The organism is Rahnella sp. P4_A8 (assembly GCF_056402435.1).
The window spans coordinates 22323-33789 of the sequence record NZ_JBFUHK010000043.1 but is presented as its reverse complement, the minus strand read 5'-3'; the positions used below and the strand labels follow the sequence as shown (position 1 = coordinate 33789).

Annotated in this window: 9 protein-coding genes and 1 other RNA gene; 6 read left to right on the top strand and 4 right to left on the bottom strand. The window is 51.3% G+C overall.

The window, feature by feature from the left end; genetic code table 11:
- Together AC1DUO_RS18115 and AC1DUO_RS18110 are read left to right on the top strand one after the other, a co-directional pair.
- Nucleotides 1-708, top strand: a 708-nt coding sequence (locus AC1DUO_RS18115) for a prepilin peptidase (RefSeq protein WP_477988195.1), incomplete at its 5' end; no start/stop codon positions are given.
- Between the two features lie 3 nt (nt 709-711).
- Nucleotides 712-1521, top strand: a complete 810-nt coding sequence (locus tag AC1DUO_RS18110; RefSeq protein ID WP_119262136.1) for a M23 family metallopeptidase — start codon at nt 712-714, stop codon at nt 1519-1521.
- A 55-nt stretch (nt 1522-1576) separates the two neighbouring features.
- On the opposite strand, the gene rnpB is transcribed toward AC1DUO_RS18110, so the two are convergent.
- Together rnpB and rsmI are read right to left on the bottom strand one after the other, a co-directional pair.
- Nucleotides 1577-1955, bottom strand: an RNA gene (gene rnpB, locus AC1DUO_RS18105) — RNase P RNA component class A.
- A gap of 25 nt (nt 1956-1980) precedes the next feature.
- Nucleotides 1981-2850 carry a 16S rRNA (cytidine(1402)-2'-O)-methyltransferase gene (gene rsmI, locus AC1DUO_RS18100; protein WP_013577227.1) on the bottom strand — a complete coding sequence of 290 codons (870 nt, stop codon included), beginning with the start codon at nt 2848-2850 and terminating at the stop codon, nt 1981-1983.
- A 61-nt stretch (nt 2851-2911) separates the two neighbouring features.
- Here rsmI and AC1DUO_RS18095 point away from each other — a divergent pair, with 61 nt between their 5' ends.
- The 4 genes from AC1DUO_RS18095 to dolP all read left to right on the top strand — a co-directional run bounded on the left by AC1DUO_RS18095 (nt 2912) and on the right by dolP (nt 6588).
- Nucleotides 2912-4948 (top strand): penicillin-binding protein activator, encoded by a 2037-nt coding sequence (locus AC1DUO_RS18095; protein WP_013577228.1) that lies wholly within the window; start codon nt 2912-2914, stop codon nt 4946-4948.
- A gap of 65 nt (nt 4949-5013) precedes the next feature.
- Nucleotides 5014-5382, top strand: coding sequence for a YraN family protein (locus AC1DUO_RS18090; protein WP_013577229.1), 369 nt, complete (start codon nt 5014-5016; stop codon nt 5380-5382).
- Nucleotides 5383-5412: 30 nt separating this feature from the next.
- Nucleotides 5413-6003, top strand: coding sequence for a DnaA initiator-associating protein DiaA (diaA, locus tag AC1DUO_RS18085; protein WP_013577230.1), 591 nt, complete (start codon nt 5413-5415; stop codon nt 6001-6003).
- 9 nt (nt 6004-6012) lie between these two features.
- A complete protein-coding gene (gene dolP / locus AC1DUO_RS18080) occupies nt 6013-6588 on the top strand; it encodes a division/outer membrane stress-associated lipid-binding lipoprotein (RefSeq protein WP_013577231.1) in 576 nt (191 codons plus the stop codon).
- A 79-nt stretch (nt 6589-6667) separates the two neighbouring features.
- Here dolP and mtgA read toward each other — a convergent pair whose 3' ends face one another.
- Nucleotides 6668-7390: a monofunctional biosynthetic peptidoglycan transglycosylase gene (gene mtgA / locus AC1DUO_RS18075; protein WP_013577232.1), complete on the bottom strand. Its 723-nt coding sequence runs from the start codon at nt 7388-7390 to the stop codon at nt 6668-6670.
- 896 nt (nt 7391-8286) lie between these two features.
- Nucleotides 8287-10626 (bottom strand): aerobic respiration two-component sensor histidine kinase ArcB, encoded by a 2340-nt coding sequence (arcB, locus tag AC1DUO_RS18070; protein WP_112198094.1) that lies wholly within the window; start codon nt 10624-10626, stop codon nt 8287-8289.
- Between the last annotated feature and the right edge of the window lie 841 nt (nt 10627-11467).

The window sequence follows — 11467 nt, the reverse complement described above, 5'->3', positions numbered from 1 at the left end:
GAACCGGACGCTGTTAAAGTGAATCTCTGGTGGCCACCTTCTCATTGCCCGGCATGTGGTGCTTCCGTAATGAAGCGAGACAATATCCCTGTTCTGAGTTGGTTATGGCTTAAGGGAAAGTGTCGTCATTGTGAAAGTCCAATCTCCGCACAGTATCTGATTTCCGAAATACTGTGCGGGGGCATTTTTGCCGCACTGGCGATTGCAGGGCTGCCGCATTTTACAGAAATTCAGATCTGCTGCTTTTTCCTCTATTTCTGTCTGCTTTACAGTCTGACGGTAATTGATTTTAATCATCTGATTTTGCCCGACAGTTTGGTGTCATTGCTGTTATGGAGTGGCTTACTCTGCTCAGTATTGGGGATTACGGATATCGGGCCGCGATCGGCAATTTGTGGTGCCGTCATTATCTGGCTTGTGCTTTATGCCGTGATGGCAGCGTATGAAAAATGGCGTGGCCGTGAGGGGCTGGGCTATGGCGATGTCAAACTAATGGCTGCGATCACCGTCTGGGTGGGAATGGAGAAAATTCCGGAACTGATCATGTGGTCGGCAGCCTCAGGCATTATGGTGTATGTGCTCTGTACTGTGCTGAACCAGCGCCGGACTCTGGATGAAAATCATCCAGCTGCTGAAAAACATTACATTCCCTTCGGTCCTTCAATTTCGATGGCCGGTTTGGTGATTTTTTTTATTGAGCGGCTGTAAACCATGCGCCGGATATTTCCTTTCATCCTGCTCCTGCCGTTTATGGCAAAAGCAGGAAGTGATGCCCCCGTCACAATGGTTTTGCTGCGTGCAGCACGTGCCGACAATGAAAATCCTCCTGCCACTTTTTCTCAGGCGATGTTATTTATCGTCGCCGGAGAAAAAACATCGCTCAGTCATCCGCAAGCGGTTAATGAAGTCTCCGCAGGTTATCCCCATTTTAGCTCACCACTGAACATTCCTTTACGGATCACTTCTGCATTCAGCATGCGCTGGCATCCTCTTTTGCGACGCTTTTCCCAGCATGAGGGAACCGATTTTGCCGCCCCACCGTTTACACCGGTGTTTGCCACAGAAAAAGGGATCGTCGTTGAAGCGAAGTACCATCCCGTCGCTGGCAATTACGTGGTGGTACGCCACCCGCAAGGATGGAAAAGCCGCTACCTGCATCTGAACAGAGTGAATGTCGTCGCCGGCCAGGAGATCAAACAGGGCAGCATCGTGGCTTACTCCGGTAATACCGGACGCAGCACCGGCCCCCATTTGCATTTTGAGTTGATGCATCAGGGGCAACCGGTTGACGCCGTGAAATTCCTGTCAGCATCCAATGCCTCATACGGCCAGATGACAGCCAAGATGACTTCGAAAATTTCAGTACCGAAAATCATGCTGGTGACTGAAATCGCGGGGCAGGAAAAAGTCATGGTGAAGTATCGCGAGAAAATAATTTATGCCAGTGCGGATCAGAAAGTGTTTGGGGATTATAAAGTGGTGCTGAAGAGCGGAAGATATCGTTTACAGAAAGTGTCCTGAAGGGAACAAAAGTTGGTGCATTCCTCAGGAATACACCAACTCATTGTTTTATATAGAGTGGAGTTGACCGTTAAGCCGGGTTCTGTCGTGGACAGTCATTCGTCTAGGCCAGCAATCGCTCACTGGCTCAAGCAGCCTACCCGGGTTCAGTACGGGCCGTACCATGTGAACCCCTATTTGGCCTTGCTCCGGGTGGAGTTTACCTTGCCACGAACTGTTGCCAGCCGCGCGGTGCGCTCTTACCGCACCCTTTCACCCTTACCTGATCCCGCTTGCGCGGGCCATCGGCGGTTTGCTCTCTGTTGCACTTGTCGTAAGCTCGCGCTTCCCAGGCGTTACCTGGCACCCTGCCCTATGGAGCCCGGACTTTCCTCCCCTCCTTCTGTCTCCCCCGAAAGGGACGGCAAAGAAGCGGCGACTGTCTGGTCAACTCCGCGGCGGATAATAGGGTATTACGCCCTATTTGTCACCCTCTTGCTCATCAAGCGCGTATTTATACAACGCATTCTTCTTCACACCGTGGATTTCGGCGGCCAGCGCGGCCGCTTTTTTGAGCGGCAGTTCTTTTTGCAGCAATGCCAGTGTGCGCAGGGCTTCCGCCGGTAAGGCTTCGGTATCGACCTTATGGCCTTCAACGATCAGCACCATTTCACCGCGCCGGCGCGTTTCGACTTCCTGCACCCATGCCAGCAGTTCACCCACCGGCGCACCGTGAATATTTTCCCAGGTTTTGGTCAGTTCACGCGCCAGTACGACATAACGATCTGGCCCCCAGACTTCGACCATATCCTGCAAACTGTCCAACAGGCGGTGCGTGGATTCATAGAAAATCAGCGTGCGGGGTTCTTCAATCAATGCCTGCAACGTATCTTTACGGGATTTGGTTTTGGCGGGCAGAAACCCTTCGTAACAGAAACGATCAGAGGGCAAACCGGCGGCACAAAGCGCGGTGATCGCCGCACAGGCACCGGGTAACGGTACCACGCGGATACCGGCTTCGCGGCAGCGACGCACAAGGTGATAGCCAGGATCATTGATCAGCGGCGTACCGGCATCCGAGACCAGCGCTATCGTCTGGCCTGCCTGCAATTTCGCCAGTAAATGCTCAGCTTTCTGCTGTTCATTATGATCATGCAGCGGATACATTTTTGCCGTGATCGCGAAATGTTGCAGCAGCAATCCGGTATGGCGGGTATCTTCTGCAGCAATCAAATCTACACTGTTCAGTACGGCCAGCGCGCGTTGGGTTATATCTCCTAAATTGCCAATTGGCGTCGGTACGATATACAGCGTTGAGGCAGAAATATCTGCTTGATCGTCTTGATTCATTGTTTCATCCGGATTGCCGATTTAATATTGAGCATCTTAAAAAAACATCACTGGAAACTGAATGCCTTCCTCAATGACCTTTCGTACCCGTTCGGGACGTTTACTCCCTGCCATCATCGTGGCCATGCTTCTTGCCAGCTGTTCAGGTCAGGCGCCGCAGGCACCGACAGAAAGTGTCCAGGGTGCAGCGTCCGGCAGCTCTGACTATTATTTGCAGCAGGCGCAGCAAAGCGGTGATGATAACAAGGCTGACTGGCAATTGCTTGCAGTGCGTGCCCTGATACGCGAAGGCAAAGCGCCTCAGGCGGCGGAACAGCTGGCTAAAGTGCCGCAAAATCTGACGGCTGCCCAAACCGTCGAACAGCAACTGACCAGTGCAGAAGTGCAGGTTGCGCTGAAAAATTATCCGGCAGCAGCCACCAGTCTGAGCCAGTTGGATCCCCACGATCTGACCAACGATCAGAAAGCCCGTTATTATCAGGCGCAAATCGATGCCAGTCAGGGGCGCACCAGCCTTGGCGTGATCCGCGCCTATATCGCGCAGGAGCCGCTGGTACAAGGTCAGCCGCATCAGGACAACATTGACCGCACCTGGATGGCGCTGACGCAGATGTCCGCACAGGACGTCAACAGCATCGTGATCAATGCGGATGAAAATACGCTGCAGGGATGGCTGGATTTACTCAGCGTCTGGCAAAGCAACAAGCAGGATCCTGATTTACTGAAAGCCGGGATTAAAGACTGGCAGCGCCGTTATCCGGTGAATCCGGCAGCGAAAAGCCTGCCGACTCAGCTCAATAATGTGCTGACTTTCCAGCCTGCTTCAACCGGCAAAATTGCGCTGTTTCTGCCAATGAGCGGCCCGGCACAGGTTTACGGGAATGCCATTCAGCAGGGTTTTAATGCGGCAATGAGCGGTCAGGTCAGCCAGCCAGCGGCACAAACGGCACCGACCGATCCAAACGCACAATCTCAGACGCCGGCAGACCCGAACGCAGCCGTCAGTACATCTGCACCGGACGCCAGCGCGCAAAATACCGCGTCTCAAACCGATCCTTCCCAGGCTCAGCCTGCCGCAACCCCAGCCGCTGCGCCCGTGGCCAGCAGCAACGGGCAGGTGAAAGTGTATGATACCAATGGTCAGCCTCTGGCCGCGCTTCTGACGCAGGCTCAGCAGGATGGCGCAACGCTGGTTGTCGGCCCGCTGCTGAAAGATCAGGTGAACGCACTCGCTTCTGACCAGACGCCTCTGAATGTTTTAGCGCTCAATCAGCCAGAAACTGAGAAAAACAGCCCGAATATCTGTTACTTTGCGCTCTCGCCGGAAGACGAGGCACAGGATGCTGCGCGCCACATGTGGTCTGAGCAGAAACGTATGCCGCTGTTACTGGTGCCGCGTGGCAGCTTCGGCGACCGTATCGCGCAGGCTTTTGCTAACGAATGGCAGAAACTGGGCGGGCAAACCGTACTGAAACAAGGTCTCGGTTCCGCCGGTGAATTGCGTTCTTCTATTGGCAGCGGTATCCGCCTGACCGGTACGCCGGTCACCACCAGTGATGCAGCCGCGCCAGCACAAGCGCAGGGTGTCACAATTGGTGGCATTACCATCCCGGCGCCGCCGACAGATGCACAGATTACGCAAGGCAGTACCGGTGGCGCAGTGGATTCCGTCTACGTTGTTGCGACACAAAGTGAACTGACGCTGATTAAACCGATGCTGGATCTGGCCGTGAATGGCCGCGTGCATCCTTCAGTGTACGCCAGTTCGCGCAGCTATCAGGCAGGTGCCGGTCCGGATTACCGTCTCGAAATGGAAGGCGTGCAGTTTAGCGATATTCCCTTACTGGCAGGCGGTAACCCTGCGCTGATGCAGCAGGCAGCCGCGAAGTTTGGTAACGACTATTCGCTGGTTCGTCTCTATGCGATGGGGATCGATGCCTGGAATCTGGCAAATCATTTCTCCCAGATGCGCACATTGCCTGGCTTCCAGGTTTCCGGCAGCACCGGAGAATTGAGCGCCAATAGCAACTGCGTGATCCACCGTAAATTGCCATGGCTGCAATACCGTCAGGGTTCGCTGGTGCCAGTTTCTTCTTAAGAGAAAACTGAAACAGCTCAACAGAGATCGGAATTCTCAGCCATTACAGGTACAAGGACGTACTGATGAAGTCTTTTTTGTCAAAAACGCGGGCGTGCGGTGATAAATACGAAGCATTTGCACGACGCTATCTCGAAAAAGCCGGGTTAACCTTCGTGGCGGCCAATGTGGCCTGCCGTGCCGGTGAAATTGACATGATCATGCGTGACCAGCAAACCTGGGTGTTTGTTGAAGTCCGTTACCGGCGCAACGCCAGTTTTGGTGGTGCGGCGGCCAGCGTGACGATTCAAAAACAGCAGCGCCTGTTACGCGCTGCCTCTTTCTGGCTTGCAGGAAAGAACGCAAGCTTTGACACATCATCTTGCCGTTTTGATGTTTTTGCCATCACCGGCAGCCAGATAGAATGGCTGCGTGATGCCTTCAATGCGGAATAAATATTACGACGACTGACTGGACGAAAACCCGTGCTGGATAGAATCAAAGTCTGCTTTACAGAAAGTATCCAAACTCAGATTGCGGCGGCAGAAGCCTTGCCTGACGCGATTTCCCGCGCCGCGATGACGCTGGTGCAATCGCTGCTTAACGGCAATAAAATTCTGTGCTGCGGCAATGGCACCTCTGCGGCAAATGCGCAGCATTTTTCCGCCAGTCTGATTAATCGTTTTGAAACTGAACGTCCTAGCCTTCCTGCAATCTCATTATGTGCAGATAACATTGTGCTCACTGCGATTGCCAACGATCGACTGCATGAAGAAATTTATGCTAAACAGGTCCGCGCCTTAGGTCAGGCGGGTGATGTTCTGCTGGCCATTTCTACCCGCGGCAACAGCCGTGATATTGTCAAAGCCGTTGAAGCAGCGGTAACCCGTGATATGACCATTGTCGCATTAACAGGTTATGACGGCGGCGAGCTGGCGGGTTTACTGGGGCCTCATGATGTTGAGATCCGTATTCCCTCTCATCGCAGCGCCCGCATTCAGGAAATGCATATGCTCACAGTTAACTGTCTCTGTGACCTGATAGATAACACGCTGTTCCCACACCAGGACGATTAAGGAGATCCCATGAAGGCGAGTCCTCTCTTTGCTGTATTGTTAAGCGCCCTTCTGTTACAAGGCTGTGTCGCCGCTGCGGTAGTTGGTGCGGCTGGCGTCGCAACAAAAACAACGACTGACCCACGTACGGTCGGCACTCAGGTTGATGACAGCACGCTGGAAGCCCGTGTCTCTAATGCGGTGAGTAAAGATAAACAACTGAAAGACGAAGCCCGCATCGTGGCGACTGCGTATCAGGGTAAAGTCCTGTTAACCGGTCAGGCGCCGACGGCGGATATGGCTTCTCGCGCAAAACAAATTGCGATGGGTGTTGAAGGCGCAACGGAAGTGTACAACGAAATCCGTACCGGTAAGCCGGTCAGCATGGGCACAGCGTCAATGGATACGTGGATCACCACCAAAGTCCGTTCTCAGTTGCTGACCAGTGATTCGGTTAAATCATCTAACGTCAAAGTCACCACCGAAAACGGCGAAGTGTTCCTGCTGGGTCTGGTGACGCAGGAAGAAGGTAAGTCAGCGGCTGGGATAGCGGCTGGCGTGAGCGGCGTTAAACACGTCACCACGGCCTTTACTTACGTTAAATAGCTACGTGAAATAATTCAGTACGTTATAACCAAAAAGGACAGCTCAGGCTGTCCTTTTTTTACTGTAAACATCATCCGCTCTAATGCAGTTTATGCTCTTGCAGGAAAGACTCACCACCGAGCTGGCTCATCTGACGCAGGATCCATTGCTGACGGCGTATGACATACGCAGAAGGCGCATTCACCTTAAACAGATGCGGATTCGGCAACACTGCGGCCAGTAACGCGGCCTGAGACGCAGTCAGGCGGCTGGCCGGTTTATGGAAGAAATGCTGCGCAGCCTGCTCGACGCCAAAGACGCCATCACCAAACTCCGCGATATTCAGGTACACCGTCAGAATGCGACGTTTTGTCCATACGGTTTCAATACCCACGGTCAGCCCGGCCTCAAGCCCTTTACGCACCCAACTGCGCCCATCCCACAGAAACAGGTTTTTAGCGGTTTGCTGGGATAATGTCGAAGCACCACGCATTTTTCCGCCGTCTTTATCCAGCACCGACTGAATAGCATCGACATCAAATCCCCAATGAGTCGGGAATTTCTGATCTTCCGCCGCCATCACCGCGAGCGCCATTGGTGAGGAAATCTCACTCATTGGCACCCAGTCCGAATGTGCAACATAACCAAAATCACCGGTCAGCCACGCGGAAATCTGGCGCTCCACCATCACGGCAGAAAAAGGCACGGGTAAAAAAGAAAAAAGAAGAATGCCCGCTACCCATAAGCAGAGTAACAGTATCACTGCGCGTTTTAGCCATAACAGCGGCGTACGCAACAGGCCTTTTCGAGTAATTTTATTCATTTGGCGCTTTCCACAACACATCCGACCATCTAATCAATCTCAATAATAACCTGCAAGATCAGGCTAGCGAAATGCTGCACAATATTGCTAACAATTGAGCAATAACAATGAAACTTTTGCTTACATTCAGAACGAAAAATTCCGATTAAACCACTACCATCAAGGAGTTCCGTCAAACAGTCAGGAACTCTTGCTTTTTTCACTGCGACTGATTTTTAAGCAAAAAAGTAAAATTTTTGTAAACTAATCAACAAAAGATACGTAAGATTAATTTATGATTCCGATCAGTGAAAGTGAATAAATTCTCATCAATTATTCCGTAATGCGTTAACGCACTAAGTCAAATACAACACCTGTGATACCTAAAAAATCAGCAGGGTGTGCACCTTTTTATCAGATAAAAAACGCATAAACCTAAGTGAAATTTTTTCATTTAAAATAAATTTCAGATCTCTTTTGGCTCCGGAGAGATCATTTCGCTGAAATTCACACTTAAACCATATATTACAACAAGTTGGCATAAATTTTTCAATTTATAGAACCGGTTTCATAGACGGGCATGTCGCAAATTCACCTGCAAAACCGCCTGCTATTGTTCACTTCCATAAGCAAAATTGCATGTCGCCAATACAACATCAACATGCTTCATTTGTATTCTGTCAAAAATCCTGCGATAAAGACTTGATGTTTTGTATAGACAAAGACTAATCTACATCACAGTTTTTAATGAATGTTGTAACAGTTCTGCTTATATTTGTTATGTTGATTGCTACAGGATGTATTAGACTTTAAACCTGAATTCCAAGACCTGCGAAAACCGAACCCTAAAAACTATCGTGGGTTACCTCTTTCCCTGGTGTTGGCGCAGTATTCGCGCACCCCGGCCTCGGCCGGGGTTATTTTTTTTCAGCGTTTGCCGTCCAGTCACGTAATACTTTGATGTCATTGCGCCATTCGGCCTTCAGCTCATCAATCCATTCCTGAACGTTATCCCACCAGGCTGGCAATGTCGGCGTCTGAATTTGTTGTGCCAGTTGCTGTAAATGTTTCAGGCCAACAGAACCCGCCGCGCCTTTGATTTTGTGGCCTTCCTCGGCAATCCCTTTTTGATCGCGTGCCGTCATGTTGGAATCAAGCACAGCCAGATAGCCCGGCATCATTTTTTCAAACATATCCGCACTCTGATAAATCAGTTTCGCCCCAACCAGGTCGATGTACTGCTCAAGCATGGCGGTATCAAGCAACGATTCGCTGTCTTTCATCACTACGGGCTCCTTTTCCACTACGGAAACGTCAGGCTGATGATCCCAGAACTGCTGAATCATCGCGGTCAGCGCGGAAACAGACAGCGGCTTGCTCAGCACGTCATCCATTCCCGCATCGAGATACTCTTTTTTGTCTTTCAGCACGTTTGCTGTCAGGGCAATCAGTGGCGGCAGACGTTGTCCGGCGTAATCGGTGCGCAGCTTGCGGGCAATATCCAGCCCTGTCATGTCAGGCAACTGGATATCCAGCAGTACCAGATCGAATTCGTCAGGATCGAACATCTCCAGCGCATCATGGCCATTCATCGCCACTTCCACGCTGTTACCTAACTTCTCCAGCACTGAACGCGCCACAATGACGTTCAGCTCAATGTCTTCGACCAGCAGCACGTGCAGCGCCGGTAAGGGCATGTCTTCTTCGTCACTGGCCAGGTCAGCCGGTGAATCCAGCGTTGGTGCGCGTACGACGAGCGTAAAGCAGGAACCCTGACCCGGCACGCTGCTGACGGTGATATCGCCGCCCATTGCCTGTGCCAGACGTTTTGAGACCGCCAGCCCAATCCCTGTGCCGGTCGCCGGTTTACCGCCGTTCTGATCTTTCACCTGATAATACATGGCAAAGATTTTGTCCTGCTCATCCTGCGGGATCCCCAGACCGGAATCGCGCACGACAAATCGCAGCATATCGTTCGGTTCATAATGCACGCTCAGCACAATCTCACCTTCGCGGGTGAATTTGACGGCGTTGCCGATCAGATTCCACAGAATCTGGCGCAGACGCGTGCCGTCCGTCGTAATACTGCGCGGCAACGGCAGGTCAGGCTCCATGATAAATTTCAGCCCTTTCGGCTGGGCCAGCAGTCCGGAGAGATTTTCCAGATCGGAGAGGAATTCGGTGAAATCAACCGGCTGGTTATCAAGCTGCACTTTGCGGCGCTCAATTTTGTCCATTTCAATAATATCGTTGAAGATATTGCCGAGGGTGATCGCGCTGACATGAATGGTTTTCAGGTAGCTGTGCTGTTCTTTGTCCAGCTCGGTGTCGAGCAAAATGCGGCTCAGCCCGACGATGCCGTTAAGCGGCGTACGCAGCTCGTGGCTGATCGTTGAGATAAAAGTGGTCTTCTCACGGCTGGCGTTCTCTAACGCGTCCTGATAGCGCTTACGCTCGGTAATATCGCGTCCGAAGCCCATCAGCCCGTGTCGCTTACCGATACGGTCATAAAACGGCACTTTACGCAATTCGAAGCAGGCTTTGCGCCCGTCCGGATAGACCAGCCATTGTTCGTAGGTCAGGGAAACGTTGTGACGGAAAACCTTCTCGTCGGTTTCGACCACTTTCTCGGCGATATCCGGAGTATAAACGTCGTTGGGAGTCAGGCCGATCAGTTGCTTTTCACTTTTGCCGGTCAGCAGTTCCATCGCCCGGTTACAGCCGGAGAATTCTTTGTCTTCGTTGCGGTAATACACCAGGTCCGGCGAGGCATCGAGGAAAGAGCGTAATAATGCAGATTGCTGGCTCAGTTCGATCTGCGCCTGTTCGCGGTGCTGCATTTCGAGTTTCAGCTTATCGACCACTGCCAGACGCGCTTCTTCCGCTTTCACACGGTCGGCGATTTCCTGATTCAGTTGGGTGATGTTGTCTTTGAGTTGCTGATTCAGTTCGAGGTCGCGGTGGCGCATTTCTTCCAGTTTATCGACCAGACGCGCTAAACGCTGACGCGACTCTTCAAGTTGTTCAACCACCACCGACAGGAAGTAAACCGCCCAGGGCGTGATCAGCAAACCAAAGAAGATGGAACGAACGACGTCGATACTCTCAACCTGCCCGCGCAGGAGCATCGTGACCGCCATCTGGACAATCATTGCCAGTACCACCAGCGCAGACGCCAGCAGCAGTGAGAATCTCACCAGCCCCAGCTTGACCATCAGATCGACATAATACTGCGCTAAAACCCGGATTTGCTTCATAACGTTTCCCTTAAAACGAAGTCGTCTGAATCATACCGCAAAACCTCACCGGCGTGATGGCAGGGGATAAATTGAGCGTGAAGTTTGTGAGATGCACCTTGCAGGGGCTTGTCATGGTGCAATGCAGGAAATAAGGGCAGAGTTATTGACTATTATCTGCGGTGATATTATTAATATCGGCCGGCTTTATCAGGCTGCACGCGTTGCCAACTGCCGTCCAGCTAACATTTTTTCCTTTTATCCTCCGAATATTTTCTCTCCCGGTGCGTTTCGCACAGGCATAACTATTCATTATTACTGCAAATAAAGTCATTCGTGGCAGTATGAATAATTCTTATTACAAACACCGGACTAACACATTATTACTGTCAGGTTAAAAACAGTGACAAACCGCATGGGTACAGTATTTTCCAGTATAAAATACTGGTAATTACGCCCCTGCCAGCACGGTGCGGAGATCTTACGCTTTCCCCATAGTGAGTCAGCTCACACTTTACGTGCATGCCCCCATCGGAAATATGCCAGCAAAAACCCCATAAAACATATATATTTCAAATAATTAAATCTCTTTATATCACTTTTAATATAACTTAAATCGCCATTTGACCTGTCTGTGCTTTCTCGCTAAGTTGGGAGTCCGCTGGAAGCAATCTCGACGGGTGAGCAACTCGTCATATTTATGCAGTAATTGAAGACTCCCTCATTAAAACAAGTCAACCACCACTTGTGAGAACCATCACGAGAGGCCTTTGACGGAGATGTCCGGGCAATCAACGCACCGCAAGAGTGCGCGAAATTGCGGACAAACCTCTGTGTATAAGCCCGCTCGCGATTGGTGTGA

What these genes read in the sequence shown, in the direction of transcription:
- AC1DUO_RS18110 (WP_119262136.1), top strand. Translation starts at nt 712, where the DNA reads ATGCGCCGGATATTTCCTTTCATCCTGCTCCTGCCGTTTATGGCAAAA.
- rsmI (WP_013577227.1), bottom strand. Translation starts at nt 2,850, where the DNA reads ATGAATCAAGACGATCAAGCAGATATTTCTGCCTCAACGCTGTATATC.
- AC1DUO_RS18095 (WP_013577228.1), top strand. Translation starts at nt 2,912, where the DNA reads ATGCCTTCCTCAATGACCTTTCGTACCCGTTCGGGACGTTTACTCCCT.
- AC1DUO_RS18090 (WP_013577229.1), top strand. Translation starts at nt 5,014, where the DNA reads ATGAAGTCTTTTTTGTCAAAAACGCGGGCGTGCGGTGATAAATACGAA.
- dolP (WP_013577231.1), top strand. Translation starts at nt 6,013, where the DNA reads ATGAAGGCGAGTCCTCTCTTTGCTGTATTGTTAAGCGCCCTTCTGTTA.
- mtgA (WP_013577232.1), bottom strand. Translation starts at nt 7,390, where the DNA reads ATGAATAAAATTACTCGAAAAGGCCTGTTGCGTACGCCGCTGTTATGG.
- arcB (WP_112198094.1), bottom strand. Translation starts at nt 10,626, where the DNA reads ATGAAGCAAATCCGGGTTTTAGCGCAGTATTATGTCGATCTGATGGTC.